This window comes from Neisseria shayeganii 871, from assembly GCF_000226875.1.
GTDB classification, from domain to species: domain Bacteria; phylum Pseudomonadota; class Gammaproteobacteria; order Burkholderiales; family Neisseriaceae; genus Eikenella; species Eikenella shayeganii.
On record NZ_JH164926.1, the window covers coordinates 423,592 to 445,021 of the forward strand.

The 21,430-nt window shown below is 56.6% G+C and carries 19 protein-coding genes and 3 pseudogenes; 11 read left to right on the forward strand and 11 right to left on the reverse strand.

Translation table 11 applies throughout. From position 1 onward, the window contains the following. Positions 1–31 precede the first annotated feature (31 nt). The 4 genes from HMPREF9371_RS01905 to HMPREF9371_RS01920 form a co-directional block, all read right to left on the reverse strand. Positions 32–406 (reverse strand): hypothetical protein, encoded by a 375-nt coding sequence (locus HMPREF9371_RS01905; RefSeq protein WP_009118144.1) that lies wholly within the window; start codon positions 404–406, stop codon positions 32–34. 124 nt (positions 407–530) lie between these two features. Continuing rightward, entirely contained in the window at positions 531–1,283 is a 753-nt protein-coding gene (locus tag HMPREF9371_RS01910; RefSeq protein WP_009118145.1) for a gamma-glutamyl-gamma-aminobutyrate hydrolase family protein, read from the reverse strand. Positions 1,284–1,422: 139 nt separating this feature from the next. After that, positions 1,423–1,740, reverse strand: a complete 318-nt coding sequence (locus HMPREF9371_RS01915; protein WP_040659950.1) for a DUF2322 family protein — start codon at positions 1,738–1,740, stop codon at positions 1,423–1,425. A 180-nt stretch (positions 1,741–1,920) separates the two neighbouring features. Then, positions 1,921–2,601 carry an epoxyqueuosine reductase QueH gene (locus HMPREF9371_RS01920; RefSeq protein ID WP_009118147.1) on the reverse strand — a complete coding sequence of 227 codons (681 nt, stop codon included), beginning with the start codon at positions 2,599–2,601 and terminating at the stop codon, positions 1,921–1,923. 75 nt (positions 2,602–2,676) lie between these two features. On the opposite strand from HMPREF9371_RS01920, the gene HMPREF9371_RS12395 reads away from it, so the two are divergent. Then, positions 2,677–3,102: a hypothetical protein gene (locus HMPREF9371_RS12395; RefSeq protein ID WP_156786967.1), complete on the forward strand. Its 426-nt coding sequence runs from the start codon at positions 2,677–2,679 to the stop codon at positions 3,100–3,102. A 75-nt stretch (positions 3,103–3,177) separates the two neighbouring features. Here the strand turns inward: HMPREF9371_RS12395 and putP are convergent, their stop codons facing one another. Then, positions 3,178–4,659 carry a sodium/proline symporter PutP gene (putP, locus tag HMPREF9371_RS01925; RefSeq protein ID WP_009118148.1) on the reverse strand — a complete coding sequence of 494 codons (1,482 nt, stop codon included), beginning with the start codon at positions 4,657–4,659 and terminating at the stop codon, positions 3,178–3,180. 98 nt (positions 4,660–4,757) lie between these two features. Beyond that, complete coding sequence (locus HMPREF9371_RS01930; RefSeq protein ID WP_009118149.1) at positions 4,758–5,144, reverse strand: ectoine synthase; 387 nt, start codon at positions 5,142–5,144, stop codon at positions 4,758–4,760. A 107-nt stretch (positions 5,145–5,251) separates the two neighbouring features. Between HMPREF9371_RS01930 and HMPREF9371_RS01935 the strand changes: the two genes are divergently transcribed. Beyond that, positions 5,252–6,250, forward strand: a complete 999-nt coding sequence (locus HMPREF9371_RS01935) for a LysR family transcriptional regulator (RefSeq protein ID WP_156786968.1) — start codon at positions 5,252–5,254, stop codon at positions 6,248–6,250. Positions 6,251–6,345: 95 nt separating this feature from the next. Here HMPREF9371_RS01935 and HMPREF9371_RS01940 read toward each other — a convergent pair whose 3' ends face one another. After that, complete coding sequence (locus HMPREF9371_RS01940; protein WP_009118151.1) at positions 6,346–7,974, reverse strand: ABC-F family ATPase; 1,629 nt, start codon at positions 7,972–7,974, stop codon at positions 6,346–6,348. 120 nt (positions 7,975–8,094) lie between these two features. Between HMPREF9371_RS01940 and yhbY the strand changes: the two genes are divergently transcribed. The 4 genes and pseudogenes from yhbY to HMPREF9371_RS01950 all read left to right on the forward strand — a co-directional run bounded on the left by yhbY (position 8,095) and on the right by HMPREF9371_RS01950 (position 10,532). Continuing rightward, positions 8,095–8,382: a ribosome assembly RNA-binding protein YhbY gene (yhbY, locus tag HMPREF9371_RS01945; protein ID WP_009118152.1), complete on the forward strand. Its 288-nt coding sequence runs from the start codon at positions 8,095–8,097 to the stop codon at positions 8,380–8,382. Between the two features lie 12 nt (positions 8,383–8,394). Further along, positions 8,395–8,611 (forward strand): annotated as a pseudogene (locus HMPREF9371_RS13005) (ATP-dependent exonuclease). Between the two features lie 91 nt (positions 8,612–8,702). Then, positions 8,703–8,855: pseudogene (locus HMPREF9371_RS13010) on the forward strand (IS481 family transposase); the annotation flags it as partial. A 144-nt stretch (positions 8,856–8,999) separates the two neighbouring features. Continuing rightward, positions 9,000–10,532: a SurA N-terminal domain-containing protein gene (locus HMPREF9371_RS01950; protein ID WP_009118153.1), complete on the forward strand. Its 1,533-nt coding sequence runs from the start codon at positions 9,000–9,002 to the stop codon at positions 10,530–10,532. A 355-nt stretch (positions 10,533–10,887) separates the two neighbouring features. Here HMPREF9371_RS01950 and HMPREF9371_RS01955 read toward each other — a convergent pair whose 3' ends face one another. Further along, positions 10,888–12,306 carry a DUF389 domain-containing protein gene (locus HMPREF9371_RS01955; RefSeq protein ID WP_009118154.1) on the reverse strand — a complete coding sequence of 473 codons (1,419 nt, stop codon included), beginning with the start codon at positions 12,304–12,306 and terminating at the stop codon, positions 10,888–10,890. A 231-nt stretch (positions 12,307–12,537) separates the two neighbouring features. Between HMPREF9371_RS01955 and HMPREF9371_RS01960 the strand changes: the two genes are divergently transcribed. The 3 genes from HMPREF9371_RS01960 (at position 12,538) to HMPREF9371_RS01975 (ending at position 16,124) form a co-directional block, all read left to right on the forward strand. Beyond that, on the forward strand, positions 12,538–12,969 hold the full coding sequence (locus HMPREF9371_RS01960; RefSeq protein ID WP_040659957.1) for an HIT family protein: 432 nt from the start codon (positions 12,538–12,540) through the stop codon (positions 12,967–12,969). A 282-nt stretch (positions 12,970–13,251) separates the two neighbouring features. After that, positions 13,252–14,433, forward strand: coding sequence for an LD-carboxypeptidase (locus HMPREF9371_RS01970; protein WP_009118157.1), 1,182 nt, complete (start codon positions 13,252–13,254; stop codon positions 14,431–14,433). Between the two features lie 224 nt (positions 14,434–14,657). After that, positions 14,658–16,124 carry a S41 family peptidase gene (locus tag HMPREF9371_RS01975; protein WP_009118158.1) on the forward strand — a complete coding sequence of 489 codons (1,467 nt, stop codon included), beginning with the start codon at positions 14,658–14,660 and terminating at the stop codon, positions 16,122–16,124. A 75-nt stretch (positions 16,125–16,199) separates the two neighbouring features. Here the strand turns inward: HMPREF9371_RS01975 and tsaD are convergent, their stop codons facing one another. From tsaD to HMPREF9371_RS01985, 3 genes and pseudogenes are all read right to left on the reverse strand, one after another. Then, positions 16,200–17,246 (reverse strand): tRNA (adenosine(37)-N6)-threonylcarbamoyltransferase complex transferase subunit TsaD, encoded by a 1,047-nt coding sequence (gene tsaD / locus HMPREF9371_RS01980; RefSeq protein WP_040660636.1) that lies wholly within the window; start codon positions 17,244–17,246, stop codon positions 16,200–16,202. A gap of 105 nt (positions 17,247–17,351) precedes the next feature. Beyond that, a pseudogene (locus tag HMPREF9371_RS13015) lies at positions 17,352–17,514 on the reverse strand (lipoprotein signal peptidase). A gap of 90 nt (positions 17,515–17,604) precedes the next feature. Then, complete coding sequence (locus HMPREF9371_RS01985; protein ID WP_040659959.1) at positions 17,605–18,600, reverse strand: Fe(3+) ABC transporter substrate-binding protein; 996 nt, start codon at positions 18,598–18,600, stop codon at positions 17,605–17,607. A gap of 183 nt (positions 18,601–18,783) precedes the next feature. Here HMPREF9371_RS01985 and HMPREF9371_RS01990 point away from each other — a divergent pair, with 183 nt between their 5' ends. Both HMPREF9371_RS01990 and HMPREF9371_RS01995 read left to right on the forward strand, forming a co-directional pair. Then, positions 18,784–20,397 (forward strand): ABC transporter permease, encoded by a 1,614-nt coding sequence (locus HMPREF9371_RS01990; RefSeq protein ID WP_009118161.1) that lies wholly within the window; start codon positions 18,784–18,786, stop codon positions 20,395–20,397. Further along, complete coding sequence (locus HMPREF9371_RS01995; RefSeq protein WP_009118162.1) at positions 20,394–21,410, forward strand: ABC transporter ATP-binding protein; 1,017 nt, start codon at positions 20,394–20,396, stop codon at positions 21,408–21,410. Before HMPREF9371_RS01990 ends, HMPREF9371_RS01995 begins: the two co-directional genes overlap by 4 nt. The last annotated feature ends 20 nt before the right edge of the window (positions 21,411–21,430 follow it).

Consider the following 21,430-nt stretch of genomic DNA (forward strand, 5'->3'; position numbering starts at 1 on the left):
CGCAGCCGGCTCATGATAGGCAGTAAGCCGCTTAGCCGGGGGCGGCCACGCAGATGCTGCCCCGGCCGCCCTGTTCGATTTCAATCAAATAGCGTCCGCGGTCATTCTTTCGCGCACCGTGCAGTTCCAAAAACAGACTGGCTTGGCCGGTATCGCCGTCCAAACGCGACTCCATACGTTGGGTGATGTCGTCATTGCCTTTGTAGAGCCGCACACGGATGTCGCCTTGGATCATCACGGCCCACATGCCATCTTGCGCATCAACACTGAACGGGAAGCGCTCGTCTTTTTGTATCTGCCTCGGTTGGCATTCGTAAGGATCGCTCTGCCCGTCGGCGGCGGCGATGGCAGGGGCGGACAAGGCCAGGCTGGCGCTCAGTAAAACCATGGATTTGAGGTAAGACATCGTATTCTCCTTCAAATGGTACCGAAAACAGCTGCCGAACGGATGTCGGCAAAGACTTCACACACGCTGTTGCAAATCAGGCTACCTGAAACCGTGTTGCCGATGGTTTTCAGGTAGCCTGTGTTCAGGATTTGCCTGCCCGGTAGGCTTCGCAGGCTTCTTTGAAAGCCTTGAAGAGGGCAACGGAGGCCGGTTTTTCGTTGAACAACCATTCGGGGTGCCATTGCACGGCATAGCCGAAATGGCGGGCGGCATCGATGCGGAAGGCTTCCACGATGCCGTCGGGTGCCAGCGCTTCTACGGTGAGGCCGCGGCCCAAATCTTTGATGCCCTGTTGGTGCAGGGAATTGATGGTGATGGTGTCGGCGCCGCTCAGCCATTGCTTGAGCAGGCTGTCGGCCTGCAAATGGGCCTCGTGGGCGTCGGCATAGAGGGTGGGGATGTCGCCTTCGGGCGGCTCGCGGTGGTCCATCTTGCCCGGCAGTTCCTGAATATGCTGGTGCAGGGTGCCGCCGAAGGCGACGTTGATTTCCTGAAAACCGCGGCACACGCCGAACAAGGGCATGCCCATGTCGATCACGGTTTGAATCAGCGGCAGCGTGGTGGCATCGCGGGCGGGGTCGTGCAGGGTACCTTCCCGGGCGGGCGGCTCGCCGTAGTGGTGCGGCTCGACGTTGGACAGCGAACCGGTAAGAAACAGGCCGTCCAGCAGCGGCAGGAAACGGGCCAATACGCTTTGGTCGCCCAAGGCGGGCAGAATCATCACGTCGCCCACCGCGGTTTGCACGGCGTGCACATATTTGTCGCCGACCGAATGGAACGGCCATTGCCCCTGGTATTTGATGTCGGCCGGAATGCCGATAACGGGACGGGTCATGAAACAGGCTCCTTTGTCGATTTTGGCATGGTTTTTATCAGGCGGGCGCTACTATCCCATGCGGCAGAAAAATTGGCAAGTGCCCGTATATCGGGGCATACGGGCTACCTGAAAGATTTTTGAGCCGCTTTCTGAGCATTTATTTGCTTAAGGGCTTGAGGCGAAAGACTTGGTGCTCTGCAGCAACGGTTTGCAGAAAATCTACGTTCGGATGCTTGCCCGGATGGGCCTGTGCATCAGCGGTGTGCTCGGCAAACCAGAGCAGGCCCTGCGCGGCGGCTTCGGCATCCAAGCGGCCGTTGAAACGCTGGCAGAGGGCGTAATACAGTTTGAGCGAACCGAGTTTGCCTTCCACGGCGGGGATATGGTGCACGGTATGGCCGGCGGCGTCTTCGATGTCCAAGCCGGCTAGGTGGACGATGTCGGGAAAAGTGGCGAGGTGGTCTTGAAAATTCATGGCAGGTCTTTCGGAAAGGGCGGCAGTCAAACGGGCGGGATGCCGACGCTGCTGCGCAAGGGGGAAAAGCAAGGCAGCCAAGCACCATAGCAAAGCCGCCGCCATTACCCAGCAGCGGAAACCGTTACAGCGTGCAGGAATATGGCGGCAGGCTACCTGAAAAGGCTGGCCGAGAGGCGGTTAGACTTCTTCTTCATCACCGTAGTATTTCACGCCGATTTTAATCGGCGCCCTGCCCTGTGATTTGCGGTGGTGGTTGGTATCGCGCAGAGAATAGGCGCAGCCGCAGTATTCCTGCTGGTAGAAATGCTCGCGTTTGCTGATTTCGATCATGCGCGCGCTGCCGCCGCCTTTGCGCCAGTTGTATTCCCAATAGGTGAGGCCGGGGTATTTTTCGGCCGCACGCACGCCGCATTCGTTGATTTGGTTCATGTTTTTCCAGCGCGAAATGCCCAGCGAACTGGTGATTACCGGAAAGCCGTGCTCATGGGCATACAGCGCGGTGCGTTCGAAGCGCATGTCGAAACACATGGTGCAGCGGCGGCCGCGTTCGGGGTCCATCTCCATGCCGCGTGCCCGCTCGAACCAGTTGTCCACATCGTAATCGGCGTCGATAAAGGGAATGCCGTGCTTTTCGGCAAAGGCGATGTTTTCGTTTTTGCGGATTTCGTATTCTTTTTTGGGGTGGATATTGGGGTTGTAAAAGTAGATGGTGAAATCGATGCCCGAAGCGAGCATGGCTTCCATCACTTCCCCGCTGCAGGGGGCACAACAGGAATGCAGCAGCACTTTCTTTTCGCCGCCGGGCGGGGTGAGCACCGGGCGCTCGATGGGGGTGGTGTTCGGTTTGTCTTGGCTCATGATGTGTGTAAAGAAGTATAGAGTGGACAACAGGCTACCTGAAAACGGGAAAACTATTCTTTCCTTTCGGAGTGAATGGCGGGTTCGCCCATCACGAATCCTGAATCTGGTGGCAGTGCGGCTTCGCGGCGAGTTGGTTCCGATAGCATCGGTCGGGCTTCTGCCGCAATACTTTTCGGATCAACCGGCCTGCTGTTTACATCCCAAGCTTCTGCTGTTTGTCCGAAATTTGTGGGATGCAGGCTGCAAGCGTCAGAATCAGGATACTCAAACCAAACCTCGGTTCATGTTTTTTCCTCGGTGATTATTTTCGGTTCGACCGCCGATTTTTGTTTTCTTGAAAAACGAATTGGCTTTAATCGGGATTCAAGATTATGTACAGCAGCCATTTTAAAGGAAAATCCCGTGCTTTGCACCGCTGGGTTGCGGTTTGGACAAACCATATGTGGTGGTGAAACTCTTATTTTTATTCCGTTCAAAACATCGGAAGCGGCATGTTGAATAAGAGAAGCATCCGCTGAAGCAAGAGAAAAGCTGCCGGATCATGAATACGGCAGCTTTCGAAAACCCCAATAGTTAACCATTTTTAGGTTGGGTTGTTTTAGGTTGGGTTGGTATCTGGGCTGCATTCAAAGCCACCGGTAGTTCCGGTGCTTTGCCGCACAAGCTGACCGCCACTACCGCCAATGTTGCGGCAGTAAAGCCGGGAACCACTTCGAATACTTCGAAAATTCCGCCCGTCTGCTGCTTCCAAGCGACCACTACGACGGCACCAGTAACCATACCGGCAATGGCAGCGGTGCCGGTCATGCGCTTCCAGAACAGGCTCAATAGAATTACCGGGCCGAAAGCGGCTCCAAAGCCACCCCAAGCATAAGCCACCATGCTTAACAGCGTACTGTCCTTTTGGCTGTATGCCATATAGATTCCCATACAGGCAAGAACCAGTACGGCAATGCGGGATACGTTCAGAATTTCGCGGTCGGAAGCATTTTTACGAAAATAGGTACGGTAAATGTCCTCCGAAAATGTTGTGGAACAAACCAAGAGTTGGGAGTCGATGGTACTCATGATGGCGGCTAGGATCCCCGCTATCACCAAGCCGGCAACAAACGGATGAAAAAGTGCCTGGGAGAGGGCAATCAACACAGTCTCGCTGTTAGGCAGCGGCGCTTCTTTGAAATAAGCTGCCCCCAAAAAACCGACAGCCAATGCCGACAGCATGGTTACGGTACTCCAAATCATGGCGATACGGCGGGAAACCTTGATGTCTTCGACACGGCGTACGCTCATGAAGCGTACCAATACATGGGGTTGTCCCAAATAGCCGATACACCAGCCGCTTAGGGAAATCAGTCCTAACAGCCAACCCATTTGTGGCTTCAAGTTATCGAGGGTTATCCGGTGCAGTTCCGCAGCTTGGTACGTCCCGGAAACACCGCCAAACAGGAAAAACAGCATCAGGGCAACCACCAGCATCGAAGCAGCCATCATCAGACCCTGGAAAAAATCCGTCCAAGACACAGCCAGATAACCGCCCAAAAAGGTGTAGGAAATAATTGCAACGCTGCCGACCAATAAAGCAGTATCATAATCGATACCGAATGTTTTTTCGAATACCACGGCACCGCCGCTGAGACCAGCTACCACATAAAGGGTAAAGAAAAACAGGGTAACTGCGGCAGAAACGGTTTTCAGCAGGATATTATTACCAAAGCGGTTCGACAGATATTCCGGGATGGTTTTTGCATCGTTCAAAGCTTCGGTCAGGAGACGCAAGCGTGGGGCAATCAGCTTCCAATTCAGATAAACGCCTGCCAAAGTAAAGAAAATAATCCAAATATTGCCGAAACCGCCGGCATAAATCGCGCCGGGCAGCCCCATCAGTGCCCAACCGCTCAAGTCCGAAGCGCCCGCACTTAAAGCAGCCACAGAAGGGGGCAGATTGCGCGAACCGAGGATATAGTCGGAAGCGTTTTTGGTTTTCAGATAAAAATAGATACCTACGGCCAGCATACCCAGAAAATACAGGCCGAAAGAAAAATAAAGGTTATTCATAATTTGGCTTTCAGGCTACCTGGAAAAGGTGTGTTCCATGATGAAAAGTCGACAGAGCCATGCTACTTGGATGACTGCTGCGGCATGGCCTGCCGCAATCAGTAGGCGGAGGATTCGCTGCCGTCCAGTTTGTGTCGCTCGTTGCCTTTAAGCGGCGGATTGAAGACGCTGACCAAGATCAGATCCACGTCGGCGTCGGCACGCAGATAATGCTTGTCGTGTTTGTCCAGAACATAAATTACACCGGGAACAATACGGTAACGTTTACCGTCCATATCTTCCACCTCACCACGACCCGCGATGCAGTAGCAGGCTTCCAAGTGGTTTTTGTACTCCAGCAGAGATTCGCTGCCTTTGGTAACGACGGTGTGGCAGACGGTAAAGCCCATGCCGTCGGTTTGGGTCAGCAGGCGGTGGCTGGTACCGTTGCCCCAATCGACAAAGTTTTCGGTTGTTGCAACTTCTTCCAAACTGCGGATAAACATATTTATTTTCCTTTCTCAAAAAACGAAAAAACGGCAGAAATAAGCTGCCCGCAGCGCTTATGGCGCTTCCGATAGCCTGAAGTGTCTGCTTATGAGGAAGGATAAAGTTGCGTAAAGATCTATACAAATCATTATTTCTTGCGTATTTTGTCAGGAAATCTGACAGCAGACGAAACCTGTCCTTTACGATGAATCTCCCCTTGAAAGCCATCCAGTATTTCGATGCCACTGCCCGTTTCGGAAGTTATAGCCAGGCGGCAAAGTTTTTGTGCGTCAGCCACGGCGCGGTCTTGGCACAGGTGCAGAAGTTGGAAGCCTATCTTGGGGTTAAGCTTTTTGTCCGCCATAAAGGACGTATCGTATTAAGTGAGGCGGGCTTGCATTTATCCCGTGCGACTGCCCCTGCTTTTCAGATGATAGGTGCGGCGGTTCAGGAATTGAAGGCTGTGAAACGGCAAACTCTGGTGCTCAGTACCATTCCTTCTCTGGCCGCTCATTTCTTATTACCGAATATTCACGAGTTCCATGCGGTCTGTCCGGAAGTCGATTTGGAACTGCATTACTGTATCAACGGCCAATATCATCCCGGCAGCCATTTCGTTTTGGATTACCATGACAAAGGGCTACCTGAAAGCCCAGATACGTATTTGCTGTTTTCCGGCGCCAGCGTTCCGGTTTGCGGCAACGGTCTGAAACAGGCGCGGGAACGTGGAGATTGGGTATTTGAAGACGGTATGCTGCTACATGATTCGGATAAAAATTATTGGCAGCAGTGGTTTACACATAACCGTCCCCATCAGGCGGTAGACTGCGGTAAAGGCGCGGTATACAGTGATTTTAATTTGCTGCATACGGCTGTATTGTGTAACAACGGTATTGCCTTGTGTCCTTATGTGTTGCTTTATGAGGATTTGAATCAGGGGCGGCTGCACCTGCTTTCTGTGGAAAAAGGAAATACCGAACGCTGTTACCGGTTAACGGTGGGTGAGAAAAGCGGCGGAGAGGCGCAAGATCAAATGAAAGAATGGCTGTTGAATTTGGCGGCTGCCAGGCGCAATGCTGCCGAGGATTATCTGGACAGTTTCCGGTCTTCGATGTGTGTATGATGTCAATGGGTGTAACACGGTTAATAGTTAAACGAAAATAAGGGGATAGTCAGCCATTGCTGATATCCCCTTGTTCTTGCGAATGGTTTTCCGGATTAGAGTAAACCTTTTTTGGCAAGATAGCTTTCGTAATCGCCCAGATAATGTTCGTAGCCGCCGTTGCCGTCCAACTCAATCACTTGGGTGGCGAGGGAAGATACAAACTGGCGGTCGTGCGAAACGAAAATCAGCGTGCCTTTGTATTTTTCCAAAGCCATATTCAGCGACTCGATGCTTTCCATGTCCATATGGTTGGTCGGTTCGTCCATGATCAGCACATTGGGCTTGAGCAGCAGCAGTTTGCCGTACAGCATGCGCCCTTTTTCGCCGCCGGAGAGCACTTTCACCTGCTTCACCACATCGTTGCCGCCGAACAGCAGGCGGCCGAGCGTGCCGCGGATCACTTGTTCGTCGTCGCCTTCCTGGCCCCATTGGCGCATCCATTCGGTGAGGTCCATCGCCACGTCGAAATCGTTTTCGTGGTCTTGCGGATAGTAGCCGACGCTGGCTTTTTCCGCCCATTTGATGCTGCCGGCATCGGGGGTGATGCCTTCGGCGTATTCGGCTTTATAGGCGCCGGCCAACAGCTTCAAGAGCGTGGATTTGCCCGCGCCGTTGGGGCCGATGATGGCCAAGCGCTCGCCGGCTTCCAAAATAAAGCTGAGTTTTTCAAACAGTTTTTTGTCGAAGGATTTGGCCAAACCTTCCACTTCCACCGCCTGACGGTGCAGCTTGGATTTTTCGTCCATTTCAAAACGGATATAGGGGTTTTGGCGGGTGGAGGGCTTCACTTCCACCATCTCGGCTTTGATCTTGTCGGCCTGTTTCAGGCGGCTGGTGGCCTGGCGGGCCTTGGATTTGTTGGCCGAGAAGCGGGCCACGAATTCCTGCAGCTCCTGCAGTTTTTCTTTGACTTTGGCGTTGTCTTTCATGGTGCGTTCGCGCGCCTGGGCCGAGGCCAGCATGTAGTCGTCGTAATTGCCGGGGTAGAGGGTGATGGTGTTGTAGTCCAAATCCGCCATGTGGGTGCACACTTCATTGAGGAAGTGGCGGTCGTGCGAGATGATGATCATGGTGGAGTCGTATTGGTTGAGCACGCCTTCCAGCCAGCGGATGGTGTTGATGTCCAAGTTGTTGGTGGGCTCGTCCAACAGCAGCACGTCGGGCTTGGAAAACAGCGCCTGCGCCAGCAGCACGCGCAGTTTGAAGCCGGGCGCGACTTCGCTCATGGTGGCGTTGTGCAACGATTCGTCGATGCCCACTCCGCTTAAGAGCTCGGCGGCGCGCGCTTCGGCGGTGTAGCCGTCGTATTCAGCAAATTTGGCTTCCAATTCGGCCGCCTGCATATAGTCGTCTTCGGTGGCCTCGGGGTTGGCGTAGATGGCGTCGCGTTCGGTCATCGCCGCCCACATTTCGGTGTGCCCCATCATCACCACGTCGAGCACGCGCATGTCTTCGTAGGCAAACTGGTCTTGGCGCAGCTTGCCCAAACGCACGCCGTGTTCGATGGCCACTTCGCCGCCGGTTTGCTCCAAATCGCCGCCGAGGATTTTCATAAACGTCGATTTGCCCGAGCCGTTGGCGCCGATCAGGCCGTAGCGGTTGCCTTCGCCGAACTTCACGGACACGTTTTCAAACAGCGGCTTGGCGCCGAACTGCATGGTAATGTTGTTGGTGCTGATCACAATATTTCTTTCAAAACAAACTGGTAAACAAAGCGGCGGATTTTATCACAAGCGCAGGAAAACAACACGGATATCGGCTATAATGCGCCGCTTTCCATTTTGTCGAACCCGTTGAAGAATATGTCTTTACCCAAACTGAGCACCAAAGAAATCGCCGGGCTGAAACAGCGCGCCCACCATTTGCACGCCGTGGTGATGGTGGGCCAAAACGGCCTCACCGATGCCGTGGTCCGCGAAACCGATGCCAATCTCACCGCCCACGAGCTGATTAAGGTTCAGGTAGCCGGCGACGACCGCCAAGAGCGCATTGCCGTGGCCGAAGCCCTGTGCGAAGCCGTCGGCGCCCTGCTGGTGCAGCACATCGGCAAACAGCTGGTGTTGTGGCGTCCGAAACCGGAAGAGGCGTAAAACCCGAGACCTTTGCAAAACCCCCATCTGCGGCGCATTTCTGCGTTGTGCGTTTATGCCCTATGGGTACTGCTCGTTCGCTTGCCTATCTGTATGATATGTCTGTCCCACGGGGATTCCTGCGTTCACGTTCGCTGCGCTGCTACGCCCTGAACTGCATCCACATCTGGGAGTTTTGCAAAGGTCTCAGACAAGCTATAACCTTCTCAAAACCGGTTCCTCAGCCTAGCCAATCGGCAAACCTTGTTACTGGGTTACTGGGTTCTAACTTGTCTCAGTAACTTGCGCACCTCTTCCAAAGCGTACCAACCTTCATCATCCTCTCCAGCTTCATGAACGCCTACAACTTCGCACATAGGCTCAAGACTTTGAAGGGGCTGATGCCCTACTAATTTATCCGCAAGCAGTGGGATGACCAGCCTGAACGCTTTAGAATAAATCCATGCCAGCTAATGGCGGGACTAAACACCTAGAGCATCTCGTCTTTTGTATATGAAATTTTGGGATGAATTCGAAGATATGATTGTAAACTGGCGGATGTCCGGCTTTGTCAGCATCGGTTAAAGCCGTTACAATGCCGCCTTTCCGTATCAACCTTTTCTTTCAATCTACCCATCATGTTTGAAATCGTCGAAAAAAACCGCACTGCCGCCCAAATTTTACTCGGCTTAATCGCCGTTACTTTCGTGGGCTTCGGTGTGGGCACTTTGGCTGCGCCTGGCAGCGACTACATTGCCAAAGTAGGCGATGTCAAAATCGATACTTTTCAAGTCAACGAGCTGGCTCGTGCCGCCCGCAGCAGCGGTACGCCGCTTGACGAGCAGGCTGTTTACCAAACCTTGGTTCAGCAGGCGTATTTGGAGGCCGGCGCCCGAGCAGCCAATGTGGGCGAGCCTTCTTTGGAACATATTCAGCAGGAATTGGTGAAAGACCCGCAGTTTCAGATAGACGGCCAATTCAGTAAAGCCGCTTTCGAAAACTATCTACGTCAGCGTGGATTGAACGAAGACCAGTTCATTGAAGAAATGCGCAATCAATACCGCCGCCAAACCATGTTCAGCCTGCTGGCCGGCGGCAATATCGTGAGCGATATTCAAGCCAAAAGGCTGCTTGCCGTCATGGACGGTGAACGCAGCCTGCGCAGCGTGGCGTTCGAGGCCAAGTCATTTGCCGGCCAAGTGCCGGTGAGCGATGATCTGCTACAAAAATATTTCGATGCCCACAAAGCAGACTATGCTTTGCCTTTAGCGGTAAAACTGGAATATGTCGAACTGAGCGTGGAAGAGTTGGCCAAACAACAAAGTGTCACGGCAGAAGAACTGCAACAGGCTTATCAGAATATGGCTGTGCCGAGCGGACAGGAAAAGCCGGACTTTGCAGCCGCCAAAGCAGGTTTGGAAACCGAATTGCGCAACCGGAAAGCTTCGCAAAGCCTGATTACCGAGCGCGAAAAATTGTCGCAATTGGCATTCGAGCATCCCGACAGCCTGCAAAAAGTGGCTGAACAAATGAAGCTGCCGCTGCAAAAACACGAAACTTGGCTCAGCCGTTCAGAAGCGGAAGCCAGCCAACTGCCGGCACCGGTATTGGAGGCGATGTTTGGTGACGACGTGGTGGTGCGCCGCCATAATTCCGACGTTTTGGACATGGGCAACGGCGTGTTGCGCGTATTGCGGGCCAGCGATGTGAGCCAAGCGCGCGAACAAACCTTTGAAGAAGCCAAAGCCGCAGTGCGCCAAGACTATATCGCCGTCGAGAGCGCCAAACTTGCCCAGGCCGCCGCTGCGGCAGCTTTGGAAAAAGCCAACAGCGGCAACCATGCCGGCTTGTCTTGGTCTGGTGTGGAGAAGATTGGTTCGCCGCAGCTGCAGCAAAACTTAGGCATGGACAACTTCTCGGCCATTCTGAAAGCCCGTCCGCAAAACGGCAAGCCGGCCTACACCGTGATCAAGCTACCGCAAGCCTCCTTACTGGTTGAGGTACAGGCAGTCGAACTGCCTGCCGACAGCGACGCCAAACTGGCGCAGATGCGTGAGTTGGCCGGTCAACGCACCGCCGAATCGTTCTATGCGCTCTATATGCAGTATTTGGAAAAGCGTTTTCCCTTGCAAAGCGGCGCACAAAAATTAAACAGCGAAGCAGCCAATTAAAAGAAACATACCGCAACAGGCTACCTGAAACCGATTCAGGTAGCCTGTTTTTCTTGTGAAGCGGTAGTGCAATCCATAAACATCATAAGACTTTTTCCTCATCTGCAGCGTATGTCCGCATTGAGACCTTTGCAAAACCGCCAGATGTGGATGCAGTTCAAGGCGTAGCAGCGCAACAAGCGTGAACGCTAGGCTTTAAACGCATGCACATCTGTTTTTTTACAAAGGTCTCTTTATCTGAAGAAACAGCAGACCAATGGCAACTTTTGGTTCCTATCTTCCGGGTCTTGGATTTAGCCGGCGCGGCTCACAGCCTTGTCCGGCGGATACCCTCAGCCATGAAGGGGGATAACGGTTAGCGTTCGGTCACCGATTTCACCACCAAACGCACCTTTTCACCTTCCATTCGTTGCGACAACCAAGCCGATAAGCGTTGGGCCTCCTTTTCCGACAAAGGCTCCGGCAGCAACATCCAAACAAAAACGGCCTGCTCCGCCTCTTGAACCTCCGGCGCACTGGCTGCTACGGCATCAGAAGCGGCAGTTGTCTGCTCGGCCTCCTCCCACATCACGCCGCGGCCGACCGCCAATTGTCTGACTTCCGGATATTGCGCCCGGATCTCTTTTAAAACGGCGGCTTCATTCTGGCTCTGCTCGTTCAAACTGGTTTGCAGGGTATGGATGTAGTCGGCCTGTTGTTTGAGCTGGTCTTGCAGACGCAGCGAATCGTTCTGGCTGGCTTCGATTTCCTTACGCACCGCATCCAGATTGCCCGAATCGCCGCCCGCATACACCACCTGCACTTGCGGTTCGCGAATACCCGCCGCTTCCAGCTTTTGGTGCAGGCGTTGGCTGATTTGCTCGGCATTGCCCACACCGTTGATGATGAGGCGCACCAGTTTTTGGCGGTCGTCGGTGTGGCTGCGCAGCACAAAAAAGCCTTCCTCCTGCTGGGCCGCTTTCACCACCGAGGCCACATTGGTATTAAAAATTTCTTTTTGCACCAAACGCATGGCCAGATAGCTGCTGGGCAGCATCACCGCCACCACCACCAGCAAAATCACCGCCCGGTGCACCCGGCGGGTGGACTCGGTAACCAAGCCGCGGCGCGGTAATTTCAGCAGGCGAGAAAAAATCAAGGTGGCAAAGGCGATGAACACACAGTTGATCGCGAACAGATAAAAAGCGCCGAAAAAATACCCCCAATTGCCGTGCGCCAAGCCGAAACCGGCGGTACACAAGGGCGGCATCAGCGCGGTGGCGATGGCCACTCCGGGAATCACGTTACCGCCATCCTTGCGCGTGATGGCCACGATGCCGGCACTGCCGCCGAAAAACGCAATCAGCACGTCCCACAGAGTTGGCTGAGTGCGGGCCAGCAACTCACTTTGCGCCTGTTCCAGTGGCGTAATCAAAAAATACAGCGTGGCCGTCAGCAGGCTGATGAGGATAAACACCATCATATTGCGCGCCGCCAAACGGATCAGACGGACATCGCCTACCGCCGCGCCATAGCCCATGCCCACAATCGGGCCCATCAAGGGCGAAATCAACATGGCGCCGATGATGACGGCGGTGCTGTTCACATTCAGGCCGATGCTGGCAATCGCAATTGCAAACATCAATACCCACAAATTGGTGCCGGAAACGCGCACATTATTGCGGATGGCCGCATCCACCTTATCGGCATGGGCTTGGTCGTGATGCAGGCTGAACAGCTCATGCAGGGGGGAAGGCGGAGCAACTTCTTTTTCTTTTTCAGATGTGGTGTTCATGGTTTATGCTCTTTGTGATGGTGAAGTATTTGGGTCAGCCGGCGGTTTCAGGTAGCCTGCGGCCGCTGGTATCATGCGGCCTGATCGGCCCGGGCGACAGGCTACCTGAAACGCACACCAAACCACCCGGATTGGCCGGCGGAAAAAGCGCGACATTATGCCCGTTTTCCGGCGGAATAAAAGCCCTCTGCCCCGACCATTTTTCAATTCCTTACCGAGTGATGACCCGCCATGACACAGCCCCCTCCTCCCTGCCCATTGTGCCACCCCGCCAAGGAAACCCTGCTTTGGCAAACCCCGAAACTGCGCGTGATCGCAGTAAACGACGAGCCCGGCGTGCCCGCCTTCTGCCGCGTGATCTGGCAGGAGCACATTGCCGAAATGACCGACCTGCTCCCGGCCGAACGCCAGGAGCTGATGGAAGCCGTATTCAAAGTGGAAGCCGGGATGCGCCATATTCTGCGCCCCAGCAAAATCAATCTGGCCAGCCTGGGCAATATGGTGCCGCACCTGCATTGGCACATCATCGCCCGCTTTGAAGACGACGCCCACTTTCCCGCGCCGATTTGGGCCGCCCCCAAACATACGCACACACACCCGCTGCCCGACGGCTGGCAGCAAAAACTGGCCGCCTATCTGCGCGGACAGATGCCGAACGGTTAAATTGTTTCAATCGCCTTAGCAAAACAGGCAGAAAACTGGTATGGTTGGCTGCCGGCTTTCGCCTGCACCGCAAGCCGAGACCTTTGCCCCCCGATCTGAATGCCCTTCAAGGCGCAGTAACACAATAAGCCTGTACGCCGGGAATCCCTGCGGAAAAGACAGATCACATACCCGGCCAGACAAGCCAACAACACCCATACCCATGCAAACAGGCGCCGCACATAAAGTTTTTGCAAAAGTCTCAGGCCATCTGAAACCCCAGCTTTACCGAGAACCCCATTCATGCAGACACACAACCCTTCCCGCCGCCACTTTCTGCAAACCTCCGCCGCGGTGGCCAGCGCCGGTATCCTACAGGCTTGCGGCACCAGCGCCGCCCCTTCCTCCTCCGGCAACACCGTCCGCCCTGTGCTGCCGGCCGGCCGACCCGCTGCCGGCCGCGGCAGCGGAGAAGACAACACCTTGCGCGTGGTGGCCACGTCGGGTTTTGCCCCCCGACCCGATCAAGCCGAACGCGGCTTGCGCCGCCTGTATGATGCCGGTTTCGTCATCACCAACCAACACGCCGTATCGCGCCGTTACCAGCGCTTTGCCGGCAGCGACGCCGAAAGGATTGCCGACTTCCAAGAAGTGGCCACCGGCCGCGTGGCCACCCCGAAAGTATTGATGGGCCTGCGCGGCGGCTACGGCGCCGTGCGCCTGCTGCCGCATATCGATTGGGCTTCCTTGGGCAGCCGCATGCGCGAACACGGCACCCTGTTTTTCGGCTTCAGCGACGTTTGCGCCGCCCAACTGGCACTACTCGCCCGCGGCAACTGCCCCAGCTTTGCCGGCCCCATGCTGTATAGCGAATTCGGCAAAATCCAACCAACGGCCTACACCATGCAGTCGTTTATCGACGGCAGCACGCGAAGCCAGCATACCATTGACGTCTATGCGGTACAGGCGCAGGACTTCCGCCCGCTGCAAGGCACTTTATGGGGCGGCAATCTCAGCGTGATCGCTTCTTTGGTCGGCACCCCTTATCTGCCCGATATCGCAGGCGGCATTCTGTTTTTGGAAGACGTGAGCGAACAGCCCTACCGCATCGAACGTATGCTGCAAACCCTGCATCTGGCCGGCATTCTGAAAAAACAGCAGGCCGTGGTGTTGGGCGACTTCCGCATGGGCAATATCCGCGACGTTTACGACAGCAGCTACGATTTTTCTTCCGTCATCCACACCATGCGCCGCGTCACCGGCATCCCGATTCTCACCGGTTTCCCTTTCGGGCACGTGGCCAACAAAGCCACTTTCCCGCTCGGCGCCCACACTGAAATCCGCCCCAACGGCAGCGGCGGCTACCGGGCGGTGTTCAGTGCCTATCCCACCCTGAATCCGGCCGCTTTAAATCTGAGCAGTCTGATTACCCCGATCACCGCCGCGCCCGTGGTCGGCGATGACGGCGGCGGCGAATCCGAATAAACCGATAAACCCGCCCTGCCCGCACCGGCGCAACAGGCTACCTGAAAAGCCGAAATGCAGACTGAGATCAGCCCTCAGCCGCCGGACAAACGGTTTTGCCATTTTTTACCACCCGATACTTGATTGCTGTTGCGCCTTTGTCTTAAAGTGCGCTGCCGCAGCCGGCCGTTTCGGGCCGCACGCACCCCATTCCGCCTACATCCGTTATTTGGAAAACAAACAAGATGTCCCAACAAACCTTCAAAAAAATCGCCCTCTACACCTTGGGCACCTTCACCGGCATCGCCGTGAGCCTGAGCGTACAAAGCTTTGCCGAAAGCCGCGGCAGCAAACAGGCCCTGCCGGTGGACTCGCTGCGCACCATGGCCGAAGTGTACGGCCAGATCAAAGCGAACTATTACGAAAACAAAAACGACGACGAAATTCTCGAAGGCGCCCTCAAAGGCATGGTGTCGAATCTCGACCCGCATTCCGAATACATGACGGTGAAAGACTATGCCGACCTGCAGGAATCCACCAAAGGCGAATTCGGCGGTCTGGGCATGGAAATCGGCTCCGAAGACGGCTTCATCAAAGTGGTGTCGCCGATTGAAGACACCCCGGCCGAGCGGGCCGGCATCCGCAGCGGCGACTACATCATCAAAATCGACGAAGACTCCACCCGCGGCATGAGCGTTACCGACGCCGTCAAGCGCATGCGCGGCGAGCCGGGCACCAAAATCACCCTCACGCTGACCCGCAAAGACGAAGCCAAACCCATCGTGGTGCACCTTACCCGCGCCATCATCAAAGTGCGCAGCGTGCGCCACCACCTGATCGAGCCGGGCTATGGCTATGTGCGCATCAGCCAGTTCCAAGAGCGCACCGTGCCGGCGCTGGCCGATGCGGTAAAAGCCCTGCGCCGCCAAAACGACGCCCCCCTCAAAGGCGTGATTCTGGATTTGCGTGACGATCCGGGCGGCCTGTTGAACGGCGCGGTGGGCGTATCCGCCGTCTTTCTGCAGCCCGGCCAGCCGGTGGTGAGCACCAAAGGCCGCGACGGCCGTGCCAGCATGAGCCTGAAGGCCCAACCGCAAGACTACCGCGTGGGCGCCGGCAACGACCCGCTGGCCGACCTGCCGCCCGAGCTGAAAAACATCCCGCTTACCGTGCTGATCAACTCCGGCTCCGCTTCGGCTTCCGAAATCGTGGCCGGCGCCCTGCAAGACCACAAACGCGCGGTGATTGTCGGCACCCAAAGTTTCGGCAAAGGCTCGGTGCAAACCGTGATGCCGCTGTCCAACGGCGGCGCCATCAAGCTGACCACCCAGCTCTACTACACGCCGAACGACCGCTCCATCCAAGCGCAAGGCATCGTGCCCGATGTGGAAGTGGCCGATAAAAACCGCCGCTACGAAAGCCGTGAAGCCGACCTTTCCGGCCACATCGGCAACCCCAAAGGCGGCAACGAAGTGAAAGGCCGCGCCCTGCAGCATCAGGCAGACCCGGCCGAAGCGGCGGAAAGCAAAGCCGCTTCCGAAGCCGAAAGCGGCAAAAACGAAGAAGAAGCGCTGTCTTCCCGCCACATTCCGAATCCGGAAAAAGACGACCAGCTGCGCCGTGCGCTGGAACTGGTGAAATCGCCCCAGCAATGGCAGGCCTCACTCGGCCAGGCCGCCCGCCAGCCGGCCAAAGCCGAAAGCGGCAAATAAGCGTTTTGATGCACCGTAGAAAGCACAACAGGCTACCTGAAACCTTCAGGTAGCCTGTTTTTATGCCCCAACGACTCAGCTGCAAATTTCCGTCAGCGGCCAACGCGGGCGCACACTGAATGCCGCCGCCGTTTCGGCGTCCCGCACCCGCATGGCGCCGGCAAAAGCAATCATGGCGCCGTTGTCGGTGCACAAAGACAGCGGCGGAAAATACGTTTGCACCGCCTCGGCAGGCGCTTTGGGCGCAGGGCGGACGCTCAATTGCGACAATGCCTGGCGCAACTGCCAATTGGCGCCCACTCCGCCGGCCACCACCAAACGGCGGAAACCGGTTTGCAGCAAAGCCGCTTTCGCTTTGGCAGTCAGCACCTCAACCACCGCCTCCTGAAAGGCACGGCAAATGCTGTTGCGCACGTCTTCAGGTAGCCTGTCGCCGTATTCGGCACGGGCTTTTTCCACTGCAGTCAGCACCGAGGTCTTCAGGCCGGAAAAGCTCATTTGCAGGTCGCCCGAATGCAGCATCGGCCGCGGAAATTCGAACCGTCCGGCTTCGCCGGCCTTGGCCAACTCCGACAGCTTGGCCCCGCCCGGATACGGCAAGCCGAGCAGCTTGGCGGTTTTATCGAAGGCTTCGCCGGCCGCATCGTCCACGCTCTCGCCCAATAAGGTGTAGTCGCCGATGCCGCGCACGGCCATAAACTGGGTGTGGCCGCCGGAAACCAAAAGGGCGACAAAGGGAAACGCCGGCTGGTCTTCCGCCAGCAGAGGCGACAGCAAATGGCCTTCGAGATGATGCACCGGCACCACCGGTTTGCCCAAAGCAAACGCCAAGGCATTGGCGTAAGCCGTACCCGCCAACAAAGCCCCGCCCAAGCCCGGGCCTTGGGTGTAGGCCACGGCGTCGATGTCGGCATAGTTTTTGCCCGCTTCGGCCAGGCAGGCTTGGGTGAGCGGCACCAGGCGGCGGATGTGGTCGCGGCTGGCCAGCTCGGGCACCACGCCGCCGTATTCGGCGTGCATCGCCATTTGGGTGTGCAACTGGTTGCCCACCAGACCGCGTTCGGTGTCGTACAGCGCGACGCCGGTTTCATCGCAAGAGGATTCAATACCGAGAACAAGCATAATCGGGGGTTGGCCCATCAAAAAAGAGGACGATTATAGCAGATGCGCCCTTGGCCGCCGTGGGTGTTTTGGGCTCAGGCTACCTGAAACCGGCTCAACCGGTTTTCAGGTAGCCTGAGACCTTTGCACCCCCCCCAGATGTAAATGCAGTTCAAGGCGTAGCAGCACAGCAAGCGAAGACATATCACACGATAGGCAAGCGAGCGAGCAGTACCCCGAGGGCATAAACGCACAAGGCAGAAATGCGCCGCAGATGGGGGCTTTGCAAAGGTCTCAGCCCGTAGATCGCAGCCACACAGACGCAAAAAAACCGGAGCAGGGACGCTGCTCCGGCGATGAGGGAAAACCTGTTCGAGGTTTATTTGTAACCGGCCTGCTGCATCAGCATCACGGCTTTACGTTGGTTGCGGCCGGCAACAGATACGTTGATCACGTCTTGCTTGAAGCGGCCCCAACGCGCCACTTTCGGATCGGGATTCACGCGCGGGTTGGCGGGATATTCGTGGTTGAGGTCGGCAAACAGGTTTTGCGCTTCGCTGCCGGAGAGCCATTCGATGAACTTCTGCGCTTCGGCAGGCTGACGGCTATGCTTGGCCACGCCGGCACCGGATACGTTCACATGGGTGCCGCGGCCTTGTTGGTCGGCAAAAAAGATGCCGATGGGCAGGTTGGGCTGTTTCTCCATCAGGCGGCCGTAGTAGTAGGTGTTGGCGATGCCGACATCACAACGGCCGGCGCCGATGGCCTCCAGCATGGCGGTGTCGTTGGCAAACGGTTCGGCAGCCAAATTGGCTACCCAACCCTGTACGATTTGTTTGGTGCGGGCATCACCGACGTTGGCAATCATGGTGCCCACCAGCGACTGGTTATACACATTGTTGGAAGTGCGCAGGCAGAGGCGGCCGCGCCATTTGGGATCGGCCAAGTCGGCATAGGTGGAGAGCTGGTTGGGGCGCACTTTGTTGGTGTTGTAGAAAATGGTACGGGCGCGTACGGAGAGGCCGAACCATTTGTTGCCCGGGTCGCGCAGGTGGGCGGGGATGTTGGTGCGCAGGGTGTTGGAGTTGACGGTGCGCAGCAAGTCCATTTGGGTGGCCTGCCACAAATTGCCGCCATCTACCGTAATCAAAACGTCGGCCGGGCTGTTGGCGCCTTCTGCACGCATACGCTCCATCAGGGGGCCGGCTTTGTCATTGACCAGTTTGACGGTGATGCCGGTTTTCTGTTGGTAGGCTTGCGCAATCGGTCTGAGCAGATTGTCCGCACGGGAAGAATACACCACCAGCTCTTGGGCGAAAGAAGGTGCGGTCGCACCGATGGCGGTCAAAGCTAAAAACAGACTTTTTTTCAACATCAGATTTTCTCCTGTTTCAGGGTAGATAGGCCGGAATGCCTCGGTTAAAGTCAGGCCGCATCTTAGCATTGAAACTTGTCTGCAAACAATATCGAATATCATTTATTTTCTTAGCCAGCTTGCATCCGTATCCCGACTCTAAGATAATCGCCAACTTTATCCAAACAGGCTAACTGAAAACTTATGGCCTCCTTTTCCGCTTCCCGCCTGCTGCCGCGTTTTTGGCTGCTGTTGTGCCTGGCCGCCTTGCTGTTGCCGCTGTCGGTCATTGTGGCGGCGCTGGGCGATTTCGATGCCGAATTGTGGGCATTTTTGCTGGAATACCAATTGCCGGTGCTGATCAAAAACACCGCCTATTTGGTATTGGGCGTCGGCTTCGGCGTGGCGCTGCTCGGCACGTCCGCTGCCTGGCTGACTGCTATGTACGACTTTCCGCTGCGAGGTTTCTTCTTCTGGGCCATGATGCTGCCCTTGGCGGTACCGGCCTATGTATTGGCTTTTACCCAACTCGGCCTGTTCGACTACACCGGCCCCATCAGCACCTGGCTGCGCGAAAGCCAAGGTTGGGAACAGGGCCTGCCCGATGTGCGCAACGGCTTCGGCCTGGCGGCGGTGATGAGCCTCACGTTTTACCCTTATGTGTATCTGTTGGCGCGCAACGCCTTTTGCAGCATGGGCCAACGCGCCTTGGAGGCCGGCGCTTCTCTGGGGTTGTCGCCGTGGCAGTCTTTCCGCCGCATCGCTTTGCCCATGGCACGGCCGTGGATTGCCGGCGGCACCATTTTGGCGCTGATGGAAACCTTGGCCGATTTCGGCACCGTGTCGGTATTCAGCTACGACACCTTTACCACCGCCATCTATCAGGCTTGGTTTGATTTCTACTCGCTGGAAACCGCCAAACAGCTGGCTGCACTGCTGATTTTCGGCGTGTTCGTGTTATTGGTGCTGGAGCAGCTCTCGCGCGGCAACCGCCGCTTCAACCCTTCCGGCAAAGCCGCCAAGCAACGCCGCACCCCGCTTTCAGGTAGCCTCAAATGGTTGGCTTTTGCTTATTGCGCCCTGATTCTGCTGGCCGCCTTTATCGTGCCTGTGATCCAGCTCATCATCTGGGCCTACGAAACCTTCCACGACCGCTTCAATACTTCTTTATGGGAACAGGCTTGGCATTCTTTGGCCGGCTCGCTCGCCGCCGCTTTGCTCACCGCCGCCGTTGCCCTGCTGCTCGCCTTGGCCAAACGGGCCGACCGCAGCCGCTTTGCCGCCGTCGCCGCCCGCACCGCCACATTGGGTTACGCCGTTCCCGGCACCGTATTGGCGGTAGGCATTTTCGTGCCGGTGGCTTGGTTGGACAATCAACTGATCGCCCACCTCGGGCTACCTGAAGGCACCACCGCCATCTTCAAAGGCACTTTGGCCGTGATGCTGGCGGCTTTCGCCCTGCGTTTTCTGGCCGTGGCCTTCGCCGCCGTCGAAGCGGGTTTGGAGCGCATCAGCCCGTCGCAAGCCGAAGCCGCCCGCTCCTTGGGCTGCAACGGCATGGGCGTGCTGCGCCGCATCTACCTGCCGCTGCTCAAAGGCTCGGTGGGCACCGCCATGCTGATGGTGTTTGTGGACGTGATGAAAGAAATGCCGATCACCCTGATGACCCGCCCCTACGATTGGGACACCCTCTCGGTGCGCGTTTACGCCTTCACCATCGAAGGCCAATATGCCCAAGCCGCCCTGCCCGCCCTGCTGATTGTGGCCACCGGCCTCTTGCCCGTTATCCTGTTTTCCCGCACCGAGTCCCAACCATGACCCTGCACGTTCAAGACCTCAGCGTAGCCTTCGGCGACAAAACCGTTCTGCACCATTTCGGTTTTACCTTAGAGCAAGGCGAAACCGCCTGCCTGCTCGGCCATTCCGGCTGCGGCAAAACCACCGCTCTGCGCGCCATCGCCGGTTTCGAAACCCCCACTACCGGCAGCATTTCCCTGCACGGCCGCTTGCTCAACGACGTACCCGCGCACCAGCGCCAAATCGGCATGGTGTTTCAAGACTACGCCCTGTTTCCCCACTTGAATGTGGCCGACAACATCGCCTTCGGCCTGCACCGCCGCCCACGCAGCGAACGCCAACAGCGGGTGGCGGAGCTGCTCGCCCTCACCGGTCTTGAGACGCAGGCCAAACAATATCCGCACCAACTCTCCGGCGGCCAACAACAACGGGTGGCACTGGCGCGCGCGCTGGCGCCGAAACCCGATCTGATTCTGTTGGACGAGCCGTTTTCCAATCTGGATGCCGATCTGCGTACCCGCCTCTCCAAAGAAGTGCGCCAACTGCTGAAACAGCAAAACACCGCCGCCATCATGGTCACCCACGACCAGCAAGAAGCCTTTGTGATGGCCGATAAAATCGGCGTAATCAAACAAGGGCGGCTAGTGCAATGGAGCGACCCCTACACCCTCTACCGCCAGCCGGCCGATGCCGAAACCGCCTGCTTTATCGGCAGCGGCGCCCTGATTAGCGGCCAGGTGGCAGACCAGGGCGTTCAAACCGGTCTTGGCCTACTGCCCGCAGCTGACACCACCGCCTTGACTCCCGGTCAAGCCGTGCGCGTGCTGATCCGGCCGGACGACATTGTTTTCGACCCCTCTGCCGCCGAACAGGCCGAAGTCATGGAACAAGATTTCAAAGGCGGTCACTTCCTCTATACCCTGCGCCTGGCCGACGGCAGCCTGTTTCCCGCCCACTCCGCCGAACACCTCACTATCGGCCAGCGCTTGGGCGTCCGCTACCGGGGCGCTGCCGCAGTAGCTTTTCCGCTCTAGAGCTGTTTCGATTTAATTAA